Below are 20,232 nucleotides of genomic sequence, written 5' to 3'. Positions count from 1 at the left end.
CGAGGCGGCCGGCGAGGATCCGGTGGCCTTCGCGACCGCGGTCGCGGGCGAGGGCACCGCGCGCTCCGTCGCGTCACCGGAAGCGAGCCGCGAACTCTCCGGGCGTGAGCCCCGTGGCGCGGCGGAAGTCGCGGGTGAAGTGGGCCTGGTCGGCGTAGCCGAGGTCGGCGGCGATGGCCGCCAGGCCGGCCGAGTCGTCCCGGAGCCGTTCGGCGGCCTCCTGCAGCCGCCGCCGGCGGATGAGCCACTTGGGCCCGAGGCCGATGCGCTTGTGCAGCAGGCGTTGCAGGGTCCGCTCGGCGACGTCGAAGCGCGCGCACAGGTCGTCGACCCGCAGGAGGTCCGGCGAGGTCTCGACGACCTCGACGAGCGCGTTGACGAGCAGGCCCTCCTCGTCGACGGGCAGCAGCGGGCGCAGGGCGTCCTCGACGACGTCGCGGGCGGCGGCCTGGGCCTCGGCACTCCCGGGGTCCGCGCGCATCGCGTCGCGCACGGCGACGGTGAGGCGGGGCCCGTCGAGCGTCGCCAGGGCGTCGAGGTCGACGAACCGGTCGGTGAGCCGGCGCACCGGCCGTCCCGTCAGAAGCCAGCCGGCCGACGGGCGCAGCATGAGACCGACGGCCCACCCGCGTCCCTCGAGCACCTGGCGGGAGAGACCGGAGGCGACGCCGTAGAGGCGGGCGTACGACGGCGACACGACGAGCTGGCACACCGGGTAGGCCAGGACGTCCTGGCGCGACGCGGTCCCCGGGGGCACGTCCCAGACCGGCACCCAGAACCGGCGGGCCAGCTCGCCGAGGTCCGGGGAGACGGGGGTGCGCGTCAGGGTCACGGAGCGGTCGGCGGGGTCGACGAGGTGGGCGCGCTCCTCGTCGCGCGTCACGACCTCGTCCCGGGTGCTGCGCACGGTCCTCACCGCGCCCAGAGGTACTCGACCTCGGGCCGCCCGGCGCCGGAGTAGCGCGAGCGGCGCACCGCCAGGCGCGTCTCGCAGAGGTGCTCGAGGTAGCGGCGGGCCGTGACGCGCGCGACGCCGAGCTCGTCGGCGACCTCGCTCGCCGACCGGCCCCCGTCGGCCTCGCGCAGGGCCCGCGAGACCCGAGCGAGCAGCTCCTCGCCCATGCCCTTCGGCAGCCGGGTCTCCGCGCCACCACGCATCCCGGCGAACACCTCGTCCACCTCCGCCTGGGTGGACACCTCCGCACCCTGGGTCAGCTGGTCCCGGTAGGAGCGGTACGCGACGAGCCGGTCGCGCAGCGTCGCGAAGACGAACGGCTTGAGCACGTACTGGACGACGCCGAGCGAGACGGCCGACCGAACGACGTCGAGGTCCCGCGCCGACGTGACGGCGATGACGTCCGCCCGGTGCCCGGCCGCCCGCATCGCGCGCACGACGTCGAGGCCGTGCCTGTCCGGGAGGTTCATGTCGAGCAGCACGACGTCGACTGCCTTGTCCTGCAGGACCTTGAGGGCCGCCTGCGTCGTGCCGACGGTCCCCACGACGGAGAAGCCGGGCACGCGCTCGACGTACGCGCTGTGCGCCTCCGCGGCGATCGGCTCGTCCTCGACGACGAGCACCCGCAGGGCCCCCGCCCCGGACGCCGTCACGGGGACACCTCGTGCGGCGTGGCCGCGTCGCGGACCGGGAGCCGCACCGTGAAGGTGGCCCCGGGTGGGCCGTCGACCTCGAGGGTCCCGCCGAGCCGCTCGACGGTCTGGGCCACGAGGGCCAGCCCGATGCCCCGTCGCCCCGCGCTGCCCTGCTCCTTGGTCGACCAGCCGCGCCGGAACGCGTCGGCGACGCCGCCCGGCGGCAGCCCGGGACCGTCGTCGCTCACCTCCAGCACGGCGTGGTGGTCGTCGACGTGCGAGTCGAAGGCGACGTGCCGGGGGACGCCGGGCTCGCCCGCCGCGGACACGGCGTCGAGGGCGTTGTCGATGAGGTTGCCGACGATCGTCACGACGTCCCGCGTCGGGGCGACGTCCCGCGGGAACCGGGCGCCGGACCCGATGTCGAAGACGATGCCGCGCTCGTGCGCCTCCGCGGCCTTGCCGAGGAGCAGCGCCGTCAGGGCCGGCTCGTCGACGGCGCCGACGACCTTGTCGGTGAGCAGCTGCGACACCTGCAGCTCCTCGGTGGCGAAGTCCAGGGCGCGGTCGGTGTGGCCCAGCTCGATGAGGCTGACGATGGTGTGCAGCCGGTTGGCCGACTCGTGCGCCTGCGAGCGCAGCGCCTCGGTCAGGCCGCGGGCCGAGTCGAGCTCGCCCGTCAGGGCCTCGAGGTCGGTGCGGTCGCGCAGCGTCGCGACGTGGCCGAGCAGCCGGCCTCTCCACTGGGCCGGCGCGCGGTTGAGGACGAGGACGCGCGCGGCCGTGACGTGCAGCTCGTCCTCGTGGGTGGCGTCGTCGGTGAGGGCGGCGACGAGCGCCGGCGCGAGCCCGAGGTCGGCGACGCGTCGGCCCACGGCGTCGGCGGGCAGCGCCAGCAGCCGCACCGCCTCGTCGTTGGCCAGGCGCAGCGTGCCGTCGAGGTCGGTGATGACGAGCCCCTCGCTCACCGCGTGGAGGACCGCGTCGTAGTACTCGTACATCTCGCGCAGCTGTTGCTCGCCCAGACCGTGGGTCTGCCGGCGGATGCGCCGCGACACGAGCGCCATGCCCAGACCCGACAACAGGGCCGCGCCCAGGCCGGCGAGCAGGATGCCGGGCAGCTGCGCCCGCACCTGCTCGCCGACGGCCGACTTGCGGATGCCGACCGAGACGAGCGCGACGATCCGCGACCCGTCGCGAACCGGCACGACGACGCGCGCCGACGGCCCGAGCGTGCCGGTGTAGTCCTCCTCGACGACGCCGCCTGCGCGGGCCGCCTCCGTGTGGCCGATGAACCTCCTGCCGATCTGGGCCGGGTCGGGGTGCGTCCACCGGACGGCGTCGGTGCTCATGACGACGACGAAGTCGGTGGCGGTGTCGGCCCGGACGCGTTCGGCGAACGGCTGCAGCTGCGCGGTCGGGTCGGGTCCCTGCACCGCCGAGACGACGGCCGGTGTCGAGGCGATGGTCTCGGCGACGGCGAGCGCGCGGGCCATCGCCGCCTCGTCTCCGGCGCGCTGCGCCTGGACCCAGGCGCCCAGCAGGCCGGCGGCGACGACGAGGACCGCCACCAGCACCTGCAGGGCGAAGGTCTGCGCCGCGACGCTCCACCGCCGCGGCGAGAACTCAATGAACACAATCGTGACCCTAGTCACCGCGCCGGTCACTCTCGATGTCATCCACCGGTCCGGGGTCTCCACACCCGGCCCACGCCAACGGAGGTCACCGTGAGTTCCACCGCCGACAGCGCCGTCGACGCCCACACCGGGGCACGACAGAAGCGCGACCGCACCCATTTCCTCTACGTCGCCGTCATCGTGGCGATGGTCGCCGGCATCATCGTCGGCTGGGCCTTCCCCGACGTGGGCAAGAGCCTCAAGCCGCTCGGCACCGGGTTCGTCAGCCTCATCAAGATGATGATCACGCCGATCATCTTCTGCACGATCGTGCTCGGCATCGGCTCGGTCCGCAAGGCCGCCCAGGTCGGCAAGGTGGGCGGGCTCGCGCTGGGCTACTTCGTCGTCATGTCGACGGTCGCGCTCGGCATCGGCCTCGTCGTGGGCAACATCATCCACCCCGGTGACGGCCTCAACCTCACCGCCGCGGTCGCGCAGTCGGGCGCCTCGCAGGTCGACGCGAAGGTCGAGGGCCCGGTCGACTTCCTCCTCGGGCTCATCCCGGACACGCTCGTGTCGGCGCTGACCTCGGGCTCGGTGCTCCAGGCGCTGCTCATCGCCCTGCTCGTCGGGTTCGCGCTGCAGAAGATGGGCAAGGCCGGCGAGCCGATCCTCGGCGGCATCAAGCACCTCGAGCGGCTCGTCTTCCGGCTCATGGCCATGGTCATGTGGGCCGCTCCGATCGGTGCCTTCGGCGCCATGGCCGCCCTCGTCGGCGCCACCGGCATCGGCTCGCTCAAGAGCCTCGCCATCCTCATGGGGGCCTTCTACGTCACCTGCCTCATCTTCGTCTTCGCCTTCCTCGGCTCGATCCTCAAGCTCGTCACCGGCATCGGCCCCTGGTCGCTGCTGTCCTACCTCGGCCGCGAGTTCCTCCTCATCCTGTCCACGTCGTCGTCCGAGTCGGCCCTGCCGCGGCTCATCGCCAAGATGGAGCACCTGGGCATCTCCCGGCCCGTCGTCGGCATCACCGTCCCGACCGGCTACTCGTTCAACCTCGACGGCACGGCCATCTACCTGACGATGGCGAGCCTGTTCATCGCCGAGGCCATGGACAAGCCGTTCAGCCTCGGCCAGCAGATCGGCCTGCTCGTCTTCATGATCGTCGCCAGCAAGGGCGCGGCCGGCGTCAGCGGCGCCGGCATGGCGACCCTCGCCGGTGGTCTCCAGTCGCACCGCCCGGACCTCGTGCCCGGTGTCGGCTTCATCGTCGGCATCGACCGGCTCATGAGCGAGGCCCGCGCCCTGACGAACTTCGCCGGGAACGCCATCGCGACGGTCATCATCGGCACGTGGGTCGGTGAGATCGACAAGGACAAGGCGCGACTCGTCCTCGCCGGCGAGCTGCCGTTCGACGAGTCGAGCATGCTCGACGCAGAGTCCGACGCCGTGGAGGCGCCGGTCCCCGACAGCTCGGTGGACCGCCCCGCCGAGGGCCAGCTGGTCGGCGCACGCTGACGCACCACCACCACCCCGACGCGCACCGGCGCGGCCGCACAGGCCGCGCCGGTGCTGCACGTCCGGGGTGACCAGGGTCACCGATGCCACGGGGACCCACCGACTGTGCTGGGGGACAAGGGTTTCGGACGGCTCTGGCGTGGGATGCACTGCGCCGTCCGGCGTCTCGTCTTGCGCGTCGCGTTCCGTTTCGGCAGGGTTGACGGCCGAACGAAACCGCTGAGACACCGAGACGTGAGGAGACTGGCGGCATCCCTCGTCGGGTGCCGTCGACGACGTATGGCCCTGATGACCCGAGACACCGACGAGACCCCGCAGGAGCCGCGCGAGGCCCTGCACCCCGCCCTCGAACCGCCACCCGTCAACCACGAGGAGGCGGCCCCGTCCCGGCTCGACAAGCCCGTCTTCTGGGTGGCCGCCGCGGTCGCCATCGGGTTCGTGCTCTGGGGCGCGCTCGGTACCGGGAGCCTCAGCACGAGCGCCTCCACCGGCCTCGAGTTCGTCGTGCACAACACCGGCTGGCTCTTCTCGATCGTCGCCTCGGGCTTCGTCGTGTTCGTCGTCTGGCTCGCCGCGAGCCGCTACGGCAACATCCCGCTCGGCGGTGACGGCGAGGAGCCGGAGTTCCGCACCTCCTCCTGGGTGGCGATGATGTTCTCCGCCGGCATGGGCATCGGCCTGATGTTCTACGGCGTCACCGAGCCGGTGAGCCATCTCGTCACCCCACCGCCCGGCACCGGCGCCGCGGGCAACCCGGCGGCCGTCCAGACCGCCATGGCCACGACGATGTTCCACTGGTCGCTGCACCCGTGGGCCATCTACGCCGTCGTCGGCCTCGCCGTCGCCTACGGTGTCTTCCGCAAGGGCCGCTCGCTGCTCATCAGCTCGGCCTTCGCCCCGCTCTTCGGCGAGCGACGGGCGAACGGCGCCGCCGGCAAGGTCATCGACGTCTTCGCCGTCTTCGCGACGCTGTTCGGCTCGGCCACCTCGCTCGGTCTCGGCGCCCTGCAGATCGGCTCCGGCCTGCAGCTCGTCGCGGGCGTCGGCCCGGTCGGCAACGGCCTGCTCATCGGCATCATCGCGGTGCTGACCGTCGCCTTCATCCTGTCGGCCGTGTCGGGGGTGGCCAAGGGCATCCAGTGGCTCTCGAACATCAACATGGTGCTCGCGGTCGCGCTCGCGTTCTTCGTGTTCGTCGTCGGCCCGACGGTGTTCATCCTCGACCTGCTGCCGACGACGATCGGCTCCTACGTGCAGGACCTCGCCATGATGTCGGCCCGCACCGACGCCGCGGGCGGCGCCGGCATGAAGGACTGGCTCGCCTCCTGGACGATCTTCTACTGGGCCTGGTGGGTCAGCTGGACGCCGTTCGTCGGCATGTTCATCGCCCGCATCTCGCGGGGGCGCACCATCCGGCAGTTCGTCACGGGCGTGCTCCTCGTGCCGTCGGTCGTCTCGCTCGTGTGGTTCGCCATCTTCGGCGGCGCCGGCATCTGGCAGCAGCAGCACGGCCAGGACATCGCCGGCCAGTCCTCCGCGGAGGGCACCCTGTTCGCCATGCTCGGCAACCTGCCGTGGCCGACGGTCACCGCGGTCGTCGTCATGGTCCTCGTCGCGATCTTCTTCGTGTCGGGCGCCGACGCCGCGTCGATCGTCATGGGGACGCTGTCGGAGAAGGGGACGCTCGAGCCGTCGCGGAGGACCGTGATCTTCTGGGGCGCCGCCACGGGCGCGGTCGCCGCCATCATGCTCGTCATCGGCGGCGAGGACGCGCTCTCGGGTCTGCAGAACGTCACGATCGTCGCCGCGCTGCCGTTCCTCGTCATCATGGTCGGCCTCGCCGCGGCGCTGGTGAAGGACCTCTCGCGCGACCCGCAGGTGGTGCGGCGCCGGTACGCGGCGGCCGCCGTCGAGCACGCCGTCGTCACCGGCGTGAGCGAGCACGGTGACGACTTCACGCTCACCGTGCAGGAGACCGCGCCCGGTGAAGGCGTCGGCGAGCTCGTGCCGACCGAGTGGTCCGAGGACGCCGACGCGGCGACCGGCGCCGACCCGACGGTCTCCGAGGAGATCGGCGAGAAGACGCAGCGGGTCGGGGCCTCGATGCGGCTCTGACCACCCGCGGTCGAGCCGGACCGAGCGCCCACCTGCCGCCAGAACCGCGCCATGGCACGGTTGCGTGGCGGTTGACGCGGGATCGGCCGCCACAGGTGCGCCAAGGCGCGGTTGCGTGGGGGTGCGGGGTTGGATCGGCCGCCACAAGTGCGCCGTGGCGCGGTCGGGGCAACGGGGCAGCCGACCGTACGAGGTCGTCACCTCACCGCTGGCACGATGAGGTGGCCGCGGCTGCCGCGGACGGTGCGCGCCTCGGCGGCGGTCGGTGTCGACGCCACGAGCAGGCTCCCGGACCACCCCATGCCGTCTGCTCGCCGAGTGGGGCTGTGCCTCAGCTGAACTCGGCGAGCAGGTCGGGGCTGATCTGCGCCATGACGGCGTAGGCCCGCTCCACCGGCACGTCGACGACGTCGTAGTGCGAGGCGCCGGCCGCCGTCGTCGCGACGAGGGTGGCCACTCCTGCACGCCGCTGGAACCAGGACCGGCGGACCGTCCAGCCGATGACGCCGTCGCGGTCGAGGGCGACCCGGCGCCGGTCGAGCGAGCCCTCGCGCGCGACGAGGTGGCGGGGCGTCACGAGGTGCCCCAGCCCGGCGTACCGGTCGAGGCCGAGCCAGGCCGCGAGGCCGACCAGCACGGGCGCCGCCAGGTACCACGTCGCCGGCGCCTCGGTCGTGGCGACGAGGACGGCCAGGCCGATGAGGCCGGCGACGGTGGGCACGAGGGTCCGGGTCAGCCTGCGCCGCAAGGCCGCCGGCCCATGCCGCCGCAGCGGCGCGTTCACCGCGTCCCCGTCCGCGACGACGTCTGCGGCCACGCGGACGACGAGACCAGCCGGGGCGGGCGGCACGAGCCAGTCGGCGCCGCCGCGCTCACGCAGCAGCCCCGTGGTGACGACCTTGAGGCGCCGGCCGCCGACGAGACGCAGGCCCGCCGGCTCGTCGACCTGGACGCCACGGACGCGGCCGCGGTCGATGCTCGTCTCGCGCGTGGTCAGCAGGCCCCGGCGGGTGTGGAGGCTGCCCAGGCGGTTGCGCGTGAGCCGGAAGCCCCAGAAGCTGAGGACGTAGGCGCCGACTGCGAGCACCGACACGACGACGAGCACCAGCAGCACGTCGAGCCAGACCGCCAGGCCGCGCAGCCACTCCGCCCCCGACGCGATGACCTCGCCCTGGTCGCGCACCCGCCCGACCGCCTGGAACAGGAAGCCCACGCCGGCGGCCGCGGTCGCGATCCCGGTCAGCGTGAACGGCGCGTACCGGACCCACGTCGGGTCCAGCCGCACGAGCTCCTCGTCGACGGGCAGCGACTCCCACCCCGCAGCCGGGACCTCCGAGAGGTCCTCGTCCAGCCGCAGCGGAGCACCGGTGGGAGAGGGGAGCGCGGTGACCGCCGGGTCGATGCGGTGCAGCAGCTCGGCCCGGAGCCGGCGTCCCTCCTCGACCCGCAGCGAGTCGAGGACGAGCCGGTCCCGCTGGCTGCCACCGGTCGAGATCTCGACCTTCGCGAGGCCGAGCAGCCGGTGGTAGACCCGCGCGGTGAGGTCGACGGTGCGGACCTTGTCGAGCTGGGCCGTCGTCGTCTGCTTGGTGAGCAGGCCGCGGCGCAGCTCGATGCGGCCGGCCGCGATGCGGTACCGCGTCGTGAACCACCGCAGCACCCCGAAGCCGACGATGACCGGCAGGGCGTAGAGCTCCCACGGCTGGTCGCTGTCGGAGCTCGCCCGGGCGACGAGCAGGGCGAGCACGGCGGGCAGCAGCCGGACGAGCGTCTCGACGGGGTGGATGAGGAGCATCCGCGCGTCGAGGCGTCGCCACTCGGTCTCGGGCACCGGGTCTGCGGGGGCAGGCTCGGTCACGTCGCGTCGCCCTTCTCGAGGACGGCCGCCGCGGACAGCGTCTCGACCAGCTCGGTGGCCACCGGCAGGTCGAGCGCGTGGATGCGCAACGGGCCCGCCGCGGACGCCGTCGTCACGGTCACCGACGCCAGCCCGAGCACCTGGGCGACGGGCCCACGCTCGAGGTCGACGGTCTGGACCCGGCTCATCGGGGCGATGCGTCGCTCCTGGCGCAGCCAGCCGGTCTGCGTGTAGATGGCCCGCCCGGTGGCCTCCCACCGGTGCACGCGCCACCGCCACCGGGGCATGACGAGGACGTAGGCCACCGAGAGCACGAGCCACGCGACGCCGACGGCCCAGTGCGTGGACCGGCCACCGGCGTCGTCGGCGACCCACCACACCACCTGCGCCACGAGGAGCCCGACGACGGGCACGAGCGCCTCGACGGTCCAGAGCGTCACCGCGCGAGGTGACACGAGGTTGGCCGGGGCACGGAGGATCGCTGCCTCCTCGGTCTGCATGGGTCCACGGTGTCACACGGAACCCGGTCGGCGGGACAGCACGACGGCGTGCACGTGTCGTGCGATGGTGTGCCCATGGGAACGATCGCGGTGCACGAGTTCATCTCCCTCGACGGCGTCTTCGAGGACCCGTCCTGGACGTTCGACTTCGGCTTCGACCCCCGGATGGGGGAGACGCTCGCCGATGTCACCGGCGCCGCCCGGGCCATCCTGCTCGGCCGGCGCACCTACGAGATGTTCGCGCCGGCGTGGTCGACGCGGACGGCCGAGGACGACCCCGGGGCCCCGTTCTTCAACGAGACCCACAAGTACGTCGTCGCCTCGCAACAGCCGGGCGTCGAGTGGGGACCCTCGACCGTGCTGCCCTACGACGCCGACGCGATCCGCCGGCTCAAGGACTCCGTGGACGGCGCGATGTACGTCTCGGGCAGCGGCACACTCGTGCGGGCGCTCCTCGCCGACGGGCTCGTCGACGACCTGCACCTGTTCGTCTACCCGGTGGCACGTGGCACGGGTGGGCGGCTGTTCGCCGACGGCGGTGGCCCGACGACGCTGCGGCTCAAGGGCTCCGACGTCTACGACAACGGCGTCGTGCACCTGGCCTACGGTCCCCCTGCGGGGCCGTGAGCCCGCGCGAGCCTCCGGCGTCCCTCCACGAGACGGGACCGGGCGCATCGAGGTTGGGGTGAGGCACATGTCGGGTCTGGTGATGGTCGAGGGTCTGCCCGGCTCGGGCAAGAGCACGACGGCGCACGGCCTCGGCACTGGCTCGCGGGCCGCGGCGTCGCGGTCGAGCAGTGGCCGGAGGGGCGCACCGACCACCCCGTCGACCTCGAGCAGGTCGCGGTCCTCACGAACGACGCCGTCGTGCAGCTGCTTGGCGAGATGCCCTCTGCCGCAGATGCCTTCATCGGTGCCGCCGAGCGGGCCGGTGACGCGTGGCTCGTCCGCATCGGCCGCGACGGGCACCTGCCCGCAGAGCTCGTGGACCGGCTGAGCCGTCACGACGGCTACGACGGTGACGTCACGCCCGAGCTGCACGGGCGCGTCCTCACCGACAGCTGGCGCCGCTTCGGGACCGCCGAGCCGCGCGGAGGTGCACGTCTGGGAGTGCGTCCTGCTCCAGAACCCCGTCTGCGCGTTCGTGGCCCGGTTCGACCAGCCGGCGGCGGTGCTGGAGCGACACGTCCGCGGGCTCGTCGAGGCGGTGTCGGACCGCGCTCCGGCGCTCGTGTACCTCGACGCCGGTGACCCGGCGCCGGTCCTCGAGAAGGCGGCGGCCGAACGTCCGGACGCCTGGCTCGAGGCCGTCGTCGCTTACCACACGCAGCAGGGCTGGGGGCTGGCCCGCGGCCTCGCGGGTTTCGAGGGCTACGTCGAGTTCATGCGCCATCGCCGCGCCGTCGAGCTCGACCTCCTGCCGCGACTGCCGCTGCCGACCCTCGTCGTGCGCACCGACGCCGGCTCGTGGCCCGAGCACACCGACCGCATCCGGGCGTTCGTCGGCGAGCACCTCGGGCTCGAGGCGGCGCCGGGACCCGAACGGGCCGCCTGAGGAGGTCGGGCCGTCAAGCGGCCGTGCCCGCGGCCGTGCCAGCGGCCTCGTCGGTCTGCCGGCCGAGGTGACGGGCCTCCCTACGATGGGGCGCATGGCTCTCGAACTCGGTCTCGACACGTTCGGTGACATCGCGGACGGCCCGGACGGGCAGCCGCTGCACCCGGCCGTCGTCCTGCGCGAGGTCCTCGCCGAGGGCGAGCTGGCCGACCGGCTCGGGCTCGACTTCTTCGGGATCGGCGAGCACCATCGGCCCGACTACGCCGTCAGCGCGCCCGACACGCTCCTCGCGGCGCTGGCCTCCCGCACCGGGCGCATCCGGCTCGGCACGTCGGTCACCGTCCTGTCGTCCGACGACCCGATCCGCGTCTTCCAGCGGTTCGCGACGCTCGACGCCGTGTCCAACGGCCGCGCCGAGATCACGGTCGGCCGCGGGTCGTTCATCGAGTCCTTCCCGCTCTTCGGACTCGACCTGTCGGACTACGAGACCCTCTTCGAGGAGAAGCTCGACCTCCTCGCCGCGGTGGTCGCCGAGCGGCCCGTGCGGTGGGAGGGCACGATCCGGCCACCGGTCCAGGTCGACCGGGTCATGCCGGCGACCGAGTCCGGGCGGCTGCCGGTGTGGGTCGGGGTCGGCGGCACACCGCAGTCGGTCGTCCGGGCGGCCCACTACGGCTTCCCGATCGTCATCGCCATCATCGGTGGCTCGTCGCGACAGTTCGTGCCCCTCGCCGACCTCTACCGCCGCGCGCTGTCGGAGCTCGGCAAGCCGGAGCAGCGGGTCGGGGTGCACTCGCCCGGCTACGTCGCGGCGACCGACGAGCAGGCCGTCGAGGAGTTCGTGCCGCACTTCGTGCCGTACATGAACAAGCTCGGCCGCGAGCGCCGGTGGGCGCCGATGACGAGGGAGCAGGCGCTCGGCCAGCTCGGCCCCGACGGCGCGGTGTACTGCGGCTCGCCCGAGACGGTGGCCGCCAAGATCGTCGACACGGTCCGGCTCCTCGGGGTGTCGCGGTTCCAGCTCAAGTACTCGTTCGGCACGCTGCCGCACGAGCAGCGGATGAGCTGCATCCGCCTCTACGCCGAGGAGGTCGTGCCGCGCGTGCGCGAGCAGCTCGACGGGGCGTGAGGAGGGCTCACGCCCTCGGACCTCCTCCTCGACCCGCTCACCCCAGTGCGGGCGAGTTCTCGAGGAAGGCGAGCACCGCGACGACCCGACGGTGCACCGGGGCCTCCGACAGGCCGAGCTTGGTGAAGATCGCGTTGACGTGCTTCTCCACGGTCGACGACGACAGGTGCAGCGACGCCTCGATCCCGGCGTTGGTGCGCCCCAGTGCCATCTCGCGCAGCACGTCGAGCTCGCGCGGTGACAGGGTCGCGAGCGGGCTCGTGGCTCCGCGGCTGCGGCGGCGCACGAGCGCGTCGACGATCTGCGGGTCGACGACCGAGCCCCCCGCGCAGACCTCCCGCAGGGCGTGGACGAGGTCCTCGAGGTCGCCGATGCGGTCCTTGAGCAGGTAGCCGACCCCGGCCGAACCACCGTCGAACAGCGCCAGCGCGTAGGCCTCGTCGGTGTGCTGCGAGAGGACGACGACCCCGGTGGAGGGGTGCGCGGCCCGGATCGCGTGGGCCGCCTCGATGCCCTCCATCCGGTGCGTCGGCGGCATCCGGATGTCGGTGAGCACGGCGTCGGGCCCGAGCCGGCGGACGGCGTCGAGCAGCTCGGTGGCGGTGCCGACGCACCCGAGCACCGAGACCTCGCCGGAGTCCTCGAGCAGGCGGCGCAGACCTTCTCGCACGAGGTAGTTGTCCTCGGCGATGACGATGCGCACGGACTCACGCACGGGCGGGCTCGACCTGTACCGGAATGGCGGGCGTGGCGGGCGCGGTGGGCGCGGCGGGCGCGGCGGCCCGACCGGGTCCCTGCTGGTCCCGCAGGGGCAGCAGGGCGACCAGGTGGGTGCCGGTGCCGGGGGCGCTGTCGACGTGGACGTGGCCGCCGAGGGCGACGACGCGGTCACGGATGTTGGCCAGCCCGGCCTGCTCGGCGGAGGCCGGGCCCTCCGGGTCGAAACCGAGCCCGTCGTCGGCGACCTCCAGCCGCAACCCCGCCGGAGTCAGGGCGAGGGCGACCCGCGCGTGCTGCGCGCCGGCGTGCTTGGCGACGTTGGCCAGGGCCTCGCGGATCGCGTAGAACGCCACGGTCTCGACGTCGGGGGCGAAGCGACGGGCGCGCACCACGTCGTCCGCCTCGATGGCGAGGGACACCGGGAAGCGTGCGGTGCGCGACTCGACCGCCGCGACGAGGCCGTTGTCGCTCAGCACCTGCGGGTGGATGCCGTGGGCGAGCTCGCGCAGGTCGGCGAGGATCTCCCGGGCCTGGTCCTGCAGCTCGGACAGCTCGTCGGCGTCGAGGTCCGCGCGGTCGAGCCGGTTGCGCGCGAGCCGGAGACCCGCGATGAGCGCCACGACGCTCTGTTGGATGCCGTCGTGGAGGTCGCGCTCGATGCGCCGGCGTTCGGCGTCCTGGGCGGTGATGAGGCGGGTGCGCGACGCGGTGAGCTCGTCGAGTTGGTCCGCGAGCTCGGCGGTCAGCCGCACGTTGGCGACGGCCGTCGTGGCCTGGCGGGCCACGGTCTCGAGCAGGGTCAGCTCGGCGAGGGTGTAGGCACCACGTCTGGCCGGACCGAGGTCGATCCGGCCGATGACGGCACCGCCCTGCACGAGGTCGAGCCCCGTGGCAGGGTCGCCGACGACCTCGCCCGACACCGCACGGGGTGCGTCGACCGTGCGCCCGTCGGGGGTGGCCAGGCGGATGCGGACCCACGCCGCACCCACCCCGTCGCGCACCCCCTGGGCGAGTCGGGCCAGCACCTCGTCCGCGTCGACGGCCTGCTCCAGCCGCGTCCCGAGGTCGCCGAGCAGCGTCAGGTGCGCGTCGCGGTTGCCGAAGACGAGCCGGGTGATGGCTCGCCCCAGCCAGGCCCGGACGGGCAGCAGCAGGACGGCGATGGCCGTCGTGACGATGACCGCCGTCGCCGGGGGCAGGGTCTGCGCGAGCAGCAGCCCGGGCGCCGCCACCCCCCAGGCGTAGAGGATGGTGATGAGCGTGGCCGAGGAGCGGACCACGACCTTTCCGCGGTCGGCCACCCTGACGTCGTAGGCGCCGTGGCGCAGGATGCCGTGGATGCCGGCCACCGGCAGGGCGATGACGGCGACGGCGACGAGAACCGAGGCGACGGTCGCGACGGGCGTTCCCGCGAACCGGGGCAGGGCGATCCCGTCCCAGAACATGTACACGAGGAGCGTGAAGGTCACGGCGGCGCCCATGACGTGCAGCTGCGCGCGCCGGGCCGGGGGACCGAAGAGCCAGCGCGAGAAGAACACCAGGACGGCGAGCCCCGGGACGACCCACCACGGTCGGAGCACGGCGTCGACCACCGGCTCGAGGCCGGCGAGCGCCGGCACGGCGTACGGGTTCGTGAGCGTGCGGCCGTCGAGACCGATGTACTCCGGCAGCACGACCTGCGGATCGGTGAGCAGCGTGGCCGGGCCGATGAGGACCCCGACCCACACGAACCGGACGACGACGCGCTGCCAGCGGTGCTCGAGGACACCGTCCGGGAAGGTCGCGAACATCAGCAGGAAGCCGATCGACGCGAGGGCGTCGGCCGCCAGCCCCACCTGGTTGAGCAGCGCGAAGGTGCTCGAGCGCAGGACGTCGACGTGGGTCCACAGGTACGCCTCGTACGCGGACCCGACGGCCGAGGCGGTCCCACCGAGGGCCACGTACAGGGCCGTCCTGGACGACGTCGCGGTGAGCAGCCACAACCCGAAGGCGTAGATGGGCAGCACGCCGAAGACCGGCCACCCCAGCCCCTCGCCCGCGGTGCCGGGCGAGAGGATGCCGCGCACGACGAAGACGTAGGCGAGCGACGCCGTCCCGACGACGCCGAAGATCAGCAACCACACGCGCCTGCTGGCCACACCTCATGATCGTCCCTGCACGCTCGACGCGTCAGCGGGTCAGCCCTACCTGCCGGTGGAGGACGGCCCCCACCGTCCGTGCGGCCCGCCTCGTTCCCGGCTCGCGGAAGCGGCCGGATCGTGGGAGGCGTGCGCGGGACCGCCGGTGGGAGGCGGGCACACCCGACGCGTACCGGAGAGGAACGACCATGCGCAGGGTCTACCGCGTGCTCAGCTGGCTCATCGTCGTCGAGGTCGTCGTCCAGGCGGCCGCCATCGCGCTCGGTCTGGGGGGTCTCGTCCACCACGTGTCCGAGGGCGGCGTCGTCGACAAGGCCTCCCTCGAGGACTCGGAGCTCGGCTGGGTCGGCGAGGTCGGTTTCCCGATCCACTTCGTCAACGGTGGGGTCGTCATCCCGCTGCTCGCCCTCGCCCTGCTCGTCGTCGCCTTCTTCGCCCACGTGCCGAAGGGGATCCGCACCGCGGCCTGGGTCTTCGGGCTCGTCGTCGTCCAGGTGATGCTCGGCTACTCGATCACCGACGTGCCGTTCACGGGCGCCGTCCACGGGGCCAACGCCCTGGCGCTCCTCGTCGTCGCGATGCAGGCCGCGCGGCTCGCGGCGGTGCGTGCGCCGGCGGACGCCGTGCCGACGGAGGTGCCCGCCGATGCCCGGGGCTGAGCCCCCAGGGCGGACCAGCCTGTCACGCCGGCTCGTGAGCCTCGTCGGGCTCGCCTGCCTCCTGGTGCTCGTCGGGTGGGGCTGGGCCGCGAGCCGGCTCCCCTCGGCGTGGTCCGTCATGGACATGGGGACGGCCGAGCTGGGCCGTGGAGACCACGCGATGGGGCACGGGGCAGGGGCGTCCGTCGGTCGGCCGGGCGGCACGAGCGTCGCGGACCTGGTGGTCGACCCCCGCCGTCCGGCCGACGTGTCCCTCACCCTCGTCGCCCGCCGGCAGACGATCCGGGTGCCGGACGGTGTCGACGTCGACGGGTACACGCTGAACGGCAGCTCACCCGGCCCGACCCTGCGCGTGCGCCAGGGACAGCTCGTGCAGGTGCGGTTCGTCAACGAGTCGGTGACCGACGGCGCCACGCTGCACTGGCACGGGATCGACGTGCCCGCCTCGCAGGACGGCGTCGCCGGCGTGACCCAGGACGCGGTCCCGGCGGGCGGTGAGCACACCTACCGCTTCGTCGCCGCGCAGGCCGGAACGTACTGGTACCACTCGCACCAGGTGTCCCACGAGCAGGTGCGGCGCGGGCTCTACGGCGCGATCGTCGTCGAACCGGCGGGTGGCATCATCCCTCGCGTCGACCGTGACGTCGTCGCCCTCGTCCACCAGCTCGGCGGCCAGCCGACGCTCGACGGCCGCGTCGGTGACGAGCACGTGGCGGTCGACCCGGGTGGCGCCGTGCGGATCCGTGTCGTCAACACCGACGACGCCCTCATGGCGGTCTGGGTGGGTGGTCCCTTCACCCTCGTCGCCGTCGACGGGACGGACCTCGTCGGTGCCACCGAGGTGTCCGGCCGGCGTGTCGACGTCACCGCGGGGGCGCGGGCCGACCTCCTCGTGCACGCCCCGACGGACGGCTCGTCGGTGCGGGTGCAGCTCGGCGGGTCCCGCAGCATCGTCGTCGGGGGCGCTGGAGGCGCCGGGTCGGCGCCGTTCGTGCGGCAGCCGGCGCGCGTCCTCGACCTGCTCACCTACGGCTCGCCCGCGCCGCTGGGTTTCGACGCGGGTGCCCCCGACCGTCGCTTCGACTACGTCATCGGCCGGCGTCCGGGACTCCTCGACGGCCGGCCCGGGATGTACTGGACCGTCAACGGCCGGCTCTACCCCGACGTGCCGATGTTCCACGTCACCGAGGGTGACGTCGTCCGGTTCCGGATCGTCAACGAGTCGTCCGAGAGCCATCCCATGCACCTCCACGGCCACCACGTCGTCGTCCTGTCGCGCGACGGCGTGCCCTCCACGGGAGCCCCCTGGTGGGTCGACTCGCTGGAGGTCGCGCCCGGTGAGCAGCTCGAGGTCGCCCTGGTGGCGGACAACCCCGGCATCTGGATGGACCACTGCCACAACCTCCGGCACGCCGGGGAGGGCCTCGTCGCGCACCTGTCGTACGACGGCGTGACGAGCCCCTACCTGCTCGGCGGCAGCGCCGGCAACCAACCCGAATGAGGTGAACCGCCATGTCCCACAACGTCATCCGTGGCACTCGCACGCCGGGGTCGTCGGCCCCGGGTCGTCGGCCGACTGCCACCCGGCTCCGGCGGGAGGCCATGCCCCTGGTGGCGTTGGCGCTCGCGGCCACTGCCCTCGTCGCGGTCGGCTGCCTGGTCCTGCTCTACGCCGTCGGTGGCGTCTTCGGCGCGGTCAACGACTGGGCCAACGCCCTCCTCGGCTGCTGGGTGCTGCTGCTCGCCGTCCTCGTCAGGCTCGACGGGGCCGGCGGCCGGCGGGCGGACGTGGCACCGGCCGCGGCGGCGGCCGGTGCCGTCGGCCTGGCGTGGGGGACGTGGCTCGTCGTCACGCAGACGACCGGCTTCTACCTGGCCGGCCTCGTGTCGACCCTCGGGCTGGCGGGCGTCGGCGCCTGGCTCCTGCTCGCCGACGCCGCGTCGGCACGGGCCGGGCGGCCGGCGACCGGACCCGTCGTGCTCGGGCGCCTCACGGGATGGCTCCTGCTCGGTGGGGTGCTCGCCCTGCCGGGGCTGCTGGCCGGCGTCGACGACCTCGCGGACGCGCAGTGGCACTCCCACCTGGCGGAGGCCGGCGCGTGGCTCGGGGCCTACGTGCTCCTGCCGGTCTGGACCGTCCGGCTGGCTCGACACCTCCGCCGGGTGTGACCGGGCCGGCTCAGCCGGCGGCCTTCCTCACGATGGCGGTGAGCTGCGCCTCGACCGCCGGGGTCAGTGCGAGCAGGGCGTACGCGGTGGGCCACAGGTCACCGTCGTCGAGGGCGGCCGGGTCGTTGAACCCGAGCGTCGAGTACCGGGCCTTGAACTTGGCCGCCGGCTGGAAGAAGCAGACGACCTTGCCGCCCTTGGACCACGACGGCATGCCGTACCAGGTGCCGGGCTCGAGGTCGGGCGCCGCCTTCTCGACGAGCGCGAGCACCCCCTCGGCCATGGCACGGTCCGGGCCGTCCATCTCGGCGATCTTGGCCAGCAGCTGGGCCCGCGCCTCGGCCGGGTCGGTGCCCTTGCGACGGGCGGCCTTGACCTCGGTGGCGCGCTCCTTCATCGCGGCCTTCTCCTCGGCGGTGAAGGCCTGCGGGCTCGTGGTCCTCGCGGTGGTCGTCGAGCGGGTGGTCGTCGAACGGGTGGTGGCCATGTCGGGGCTCCGATCTGGGTCGAGTGGGTGGTCCGGTCCCATCCTCGACGCCCGCCCGACATGGGCGCTTCTCGAAAACTGATCGGTTGCGCGTCGGTCCGTCACAGACGCGCGGCGAGCTCGGTCCCCTGGCGGATGGCCCGCTTGGCGTCGAGCTCGGCAGCGACGTCGGCACCACCGATGACGTGGACCGGGATGCCGAGCTCGCGCAGCGGCGCGACGAGCCCGTCGACCGGCTCCTGGCCCGTGCACAGCACGACGGTGTCGACCGCGAGGACCGTCGGGTCGCGGTGGTCCGGTCCGTAGCTGACGTGCAGTCCCGCGTCGTCGACGCGCTCGTAGTTGACGCCGACGTGGTGATGGACTTCCTTGGCCTTCAAGGCCGCCCGATGCACCCATCCCGTTGTCCTGCCCAGCCCCCTGCCGATCGGCGTCTCCTTGCGCTGGAGCAGGTGCACCTCACGGGGCGAGGGCTCGGGCCGGGGCTCGACGAGGCCACCGCGTGACGCGTCCGGCGCGCCCACGCCCCACTCGGCCATCCACTGCTCCACGCCGAGCGGCGAGGCCGTGTGCGTCAGGAACTCGGACACGTCGACGCCGATCCCGCCGGCGCCCATGACGGCGACGCGGCGGCCGACGGGGACCTCGCCGCGCACGGCCGCGGCGTACGTGACGACCTTCGGGTGGTCGATGCCCGGGACCGCCGGGATCCGCGGCTCGACGCCGGTGGCCACGACCACCTCGTCGAACTCGGTGAGGTCGGCCGGCTTGGCGCGGCGGCCGAGGTGCACCTTGACCCCGGCGAGCTCGAGGCGCCGCCGGTAGTACCGGACGGTCTCGGCGAACTCCTCCTTGCCCGGGATGCGCATCGCGATGGCGAACTGGCCACCGATGTCGTCGCCGGCCTCGAACAGCTCGACGCGGTGGCCGCGCTCGGCCAGCGAGGTGGCGGCCGCGAGGCCGGCCGGGCCGGCGCCGACGACGGCGACCGACCTGGCCCGACGCGTCGGCGCGAGGACGAGGAGCGTCTCGTGCGCGGCGCGCGGGTTGACGAGGCACGTCGCGGTCTTCTTGGCGAACGTGTGGTCGAGGCAGGCCTGGTTGCAGGCGATGCACGTGTTGATCTCGTCGGCGCGGTCCTGCTCGGCCTTGCGCACCCACTCCGGGTCGGCGAGGAAGGGCCGGGCCATCGAGACGAGGTCGGCGCGACCGTCGGCGAGGGTCTGCTCGGCGAGGTCGGGCATCGTGATGCGGTTGGAGGCGATGACGGGCACCGACACCTCCGGCCGCAGGCGGGCCGTCACCGAGGTGAAGGCGCCGCGCGGGACCGACGTGACGATCGTCGGCACCCGGGCCTCGTGCCACCCGATGCCGGTGTTGATCATCGTCGCGCCGGCGGCCTCGACCTCGCGGGCGAGCGCGACGACCTCGTCCCAGGACTGCCCGTCGGGCACGAGGTCGAGCATCGAGAGGCGGTACACGACGACGAAGTCCTCGCCGGCCGCCTCGCGGACCGCGCGGACCACCTCGACCGGCAGCCGGCGCCGGTTCTGTGCCGAGCCGCCGTAGCGGTCCGTCCGCCGGTTGGTGCGCGGAGCGAGGAACTGGTTGAGCAGGTAGCCCTCGGAGGCCATGATCTCCACGCCGTCGTAGCCGGCCTCGCGGGCCAGGCGCGCACACCGGGCGTAGGCGCGAACGGTGCGCTCGACGCCCCTCGTCGACAGCGCCCGCGGCGTGAACGGGGTGATCGGGGCCTTGAGCCGCGAGGGGGCGACGGAGGCGGGGTGGTAGGCGTACCGGCCGGCGTGGAGGACCTGCAGCGCGATGTGGCCCCCCTCGCGGTGCACGGCGTCGGTGATGCGGCGGTGCCGGCGCGCCTGCCGGGAGGTGAGCAGCGCCGACCCGCCGGGGTAGAGGGTGCCCTCGAGGTTCGGCCCGAAACCGCCGGTGACGATGAGCCCGGCGCCGCCCCGCGCCCGCTCCGCGTAGTACGTGGCGAGCCGGTCGAGGTCACGAACGCGGTCCTCCAGCCCCGTGTGCATCGAGCCCATGACGACGCGGTTGCGCAGCGTCGTGAAGCCGAGGTCGAGCGGTTCGAGCAGGTGCGGGTACGGGCTCACCCGCCCGAGGGTAGCCGCGGTTACCGCGGGGTAGCGAGCCGCGCGGCACACGTCACAA

Annotated in this window: 17 protein-coding genes; 8 read left to right on the top strand and 9 right to left on the bottom strand. The window is 73.5% G+C overall.

Annotated features, from left to right (window positions below; genetic code table 11):
• Nucleotides 1–73 precede the first annotated feature (73 nt).
• Genes AC1VM9_RS06495 through AC1VM9_RS06485 form a run of 3 tightly spaced genes read right to left on the bottom strand, consistent with a single transcriptional unit; the run spans nucleotide 74 to nucleotide 3,227 of the window.
• On the bottom strand, nucleotides 74–907 hold the full coding sequence (locus AC1VM9_RS06495) for a helix-turn-helix domain-containing protein (protein ID WP_483121888.1): 834 nt from the start codon (nucleotides 905–907) through the stop codon (nucleotides 74–76).
• Between the two features lie 5 nt (nucleotides 908–912).
• Complete coding sequence (locus tag AC1VM9_RS06490; RefSeq protein ID WP_481343363.1) at nucleotides 913–1,608, bottom strand: response regulator; 696 nt, start codon at nucleotides 1,606–1,608, stop codon at nucleotides 913–915.
• Complete coding sequence (locus AC1VM9_RS06485) at nucleotides 1,605–3,227, bottom strand: sensor histidine kinase (RefSeq protein WP_481345663.1); 1,623 nt, start codon at nucleotides 3,225–3,227, stop codon at nucleotides 1,605–1,607. Before AC1VM9_RS06485 ends, AC1VM9_RS06490 begins: the two co-directional genes overlap by 4 nt.
• A 90-nt stretch (nucleotides 3,228–3,317) precedes the next feature.
• Between AC1VM9_RS06485 and AC1VM9_RS06480 the strand changes: the two genes are divergently transcribed.
• Entirely contained in the window at nucleotides 3,318–4,724 is a 1,407-nt protein-coding gene (locus AC1VM9_RS06480) for a cation:dicarboxylate symporter family transporter (RefSeq protein ID WP_483121885.1), read from the top strand.
• Between the two features lie 288 nt (nucleotides 4,725–5,012).
• Complete coding sequence (locus tag AC1VM9_RS06475; protein ID WP_483121883.1) at nucleotides 5,013–6,839, top strand: BCCT family transporter; 1,827 nt, start codon at nucleotides 5,013–5,015, stop codon at nucleotides 6,837–6,839.
• 331 nt (nucleotides 6,840–7,170) lie between these two features.
• Here the strand turns inward: AC1VM9_RS06475 and AC1VM9_RS06470 are convergent, their stop codons facing one another.
• Both AC1VM9_RS06470 and AC1VM9_RS06465 read right to left on the bottom strand, forming a co-directional pair.
• A complete protein-coding gene (locus AC1VM9_RS06470; protein WP_483121881.1) occupies nucleotides 7,171–8,697 on the bottom strand; it encodes a PH domain-containing protein in 1,527 nt (508 codons plus the stop codon).
• Complete coding sequence (locus AC1VM9_RS06465) at nucleotides 8,694–9,197, bottom strand: PH domain-containing protein (protein ID WP_481342426.1); 504 nt, start codon at nucleotides 9,195–9,197, stop codon at nucleotides 8,694–8,696. Before AC1VM9_RS06465 ends, AC1VM9_RS06470 begins: the two co-directional genes overlap by 4 nt.
• Before the next feature lie 75 nt (nucleotides 9,198–9,272).
• Between AC1VM9_RS06465 and AC1VM9_RS06460 the strand changes: the two genes are divergently transcribed.
• From AC1VM9_RS06460 to AC1VM9_RS06450, 3 genes are all read left to right on the top strand, one after another.
• Nucleotides 9,273–9,824, top strand: a complete 552-nt coding sequence (locus AC1VM9_RS06460) for a dihydrofolate reductase family protein (protein ID WP_481342427.1) — start codon at nucleotides 9,273–9,275, stop codon at nucleotides 9,822–9,824.
• A 469-nt stretch (nucleotides 9,825–10,293) separates the two neighbouring features.
• Nucleotides 10,294–10,752 carry a P-loop NTPase family protein gene (locus AC1VM9_RS06455; RefSeq protein WP_483121878.1) on the top strand — a complete coding sequence of 153 codons (459 nt, stop codon included), beginning with the start codon at nucleotides 10,294–10,296 and terminating at the stop codon, nucleotides 10,750–10,752.
• Nucleotides 10,753–10,846: 94 nt separating this feature from the next.
• Nucleotides 10,847–11,881 carry an LLM class flavin-dependent oxidoreductase gene (locus AC1VM9_RS06450; protein WP_483121876.1) on the top strand — a complete coding sequence of 345 codons (1,035 nt, stop codon included), beginning with the start codon at nucleotides 10,847–10,849 and terminating at the stop codon, nucleotides 11,879–11,881.
• 37 nt (nucleotides 11,882–11,918) lie between these two features.
• On the opposite strand, the gene AC1VM9_RS06445 is transcribed toward AC1VM9_RS06450, so the two are convergent.
• Together AC1VM9_RS06445 and AC1VM9_RS06440 are read right to left on the bottom strand one after the other, a co-directional pair.
• Nucleotides 11,919–12,596 carry a response regulator transcription factor gene (locus AC1VM9_RS06445; protein WP_483121874.1) on the bottom strand — a complete coding sequence of 226 codons (678 nt, stop codon included), beginning with the start codon at nucleotides 12,594–12,596 and terminating at the stop codon, nucleotides 11,919–11,921.
• Nucleotides 12,589–14,739 (bottom strand): sensor histidine kinase, encoded by a 2,151-nt coding sequence (locus tag AC1VM9_RS06440; protein ID WP_483121872.1) that lies wholly within the window; start codon nucleotides 14,737–14,739, stop codon nucleotides 12,589–12,591. The genes AC1VM9_RS06445 and AC1VM9_RS06440 overlap by 8 nt, the downstream gene beginning before the upstream one ends.
• A 188-nt stretch (nucleotides 14,740–14,927) precedes the next feature.
• On the opposite strand from AC1VM9_RS06440, the gene AC1VM9_RS06435 reads away from it, so the two are divergent.
• The 3 genes from AC1VM9_RS06435 to AC1VM9_RS06425 all read left to right on the top strand — a co-directional run bounded on the left by AC1VM9_RS06435 (nucleotide 14,928) and on the right by AC1VM9_RS06425 (nucleotide 17,567).
• Nucleotides 14,928–15,398, top strand: a complete 471-nt coding sequence (locus tag AC1VM9_RS06435; RefSeq protein ID WP_481342433.1) for a hypothetical protein — start codon at nucleotides 14,928–14,930, stop codon at nucleotides 15,396–15,398.
• A gap of 34 nt (nucleotides 15,399–15,432) precedes the next feature.
• On the top strand, nucleotides 15,433–16,899 hold the full coding sequence (locus AC1VM9_RS06430) for a multicopper oxidase family protein (RefSeq protein WP_483121870.1): 1,467 nt from the start codon (nucleotides 15,433–15,435) through the stop codon (nucleotides 16,897–16,899).
• A 101-nt stretch (nucleotides 16,900–17,000) separates the two neighbouring features.
• Nucleotides 17,001–17,567, top strand: coding sequence for a hypothetical protein (locus AC1VM9_RS06425; RefSeq protein ID WP_483121868.1), 567 nt, complete (start codon nucleotides 17,001–17,003; stop codon nucleotides 17,565–17,567).
• A 10-nt stretch (nucleotides 17,568–17,577) separates the two neighbouring features.
• Here AC1VM9_RS06425 and AC1VM9_RS06420 read toward each other — a convergent pair whose 3' ends face one another.
• Both AC1VM9_RS06420 and AC1VM9_RS06415 read right to left on the bottom strand, forming a co-directional pair.
• Complete coding sequence (locus tag AC1VM9_RS06420; RefSeq protein WP_481342436.1) at nucleotides 17,578–18,054, bottom strand: iron chaperone; 477 nt, start codon at nucleotides 18,052–18,054, stop codon at nucleotides 17,578–17,580.
• A 101-nt stretch (nucleotides 18,055–18,155) separates the two neighbouring features.
• Nucleotides 18,156–20,174 (bottom strand): FAD-dependent oxidoreductase, encoded by a 2,019-nt coding sequence (locus AC1VM9_RS06415; RefSeq protein WP_483121865.1) that lies wholly within the window; start codon nucleotides 20,172–20,174, stop codon nucleotides 18,156–18,158.
• Nucleotides 20,175–20,232 lie beyond the last annotated feature (58 nt).

This window comes from Monashia sp. HAY1-11D (assembly GCF_056868035.1).
This window is presented reverse-complemented; position numbering and strand designations above follow the sequence as displayed.

Excerpts from the sequence above, each read along its gene's own strand:
- AC1VM9_RS06460 (WP_481342427.1), top strand. The coding sequence starts at position 9,273 with ATGGGAACGATCGCGGTGCACGAGTTCATCTCCCTCGACGGCGTCTTC.
- AC1VM9_RS06435 (WP_481342433.1), top strand. The coding sequence starts at position 14,928 with ATGCGCAGGGTCTACCGCGTGCTCAGCTGGCTCATCGTCGTCGAGGTC.
- AC1VM9_RS06450 (WP_483121876.1), top strand. The coding sequence starts at position 10,847 with ATGGCTCTCGAACTCGGTCTCGACACGTTCGGTGACATCGCGGACGGC.
- AC1VM9_RS06420 (WP_481342436.1), bottom strand. The coding sequence starts at position 18,054 with ATGGCCACCACCCGTTCGACGACCACCCGCTCGACGACCACCGCGAGG.
- AC1VM9_RS06475 (WP_483121883.1), top strand. The coding sequence starts at position 5,013 with ATGACCCGAGACACCGACGAGACCCCGCAGGAGCCGCGCGAGGCCCTG.
- AC1VM9_RS06425 (WP_483121868.1), top strand. The coding sequence starts at position 17,001 with ATGCCCCTGGTGGCGTTGGCGCTCGCGGCCACTGCCCTCGTCGCGGTC.
- AC1VM9_RS06465 (WP_481342426.1), bottom strand. The coding sequence starts at position 9,197 with ATGCAGACCGAGGAGGCAGCGATCCTCCGTGCCCCGGCCAACCTCGTG.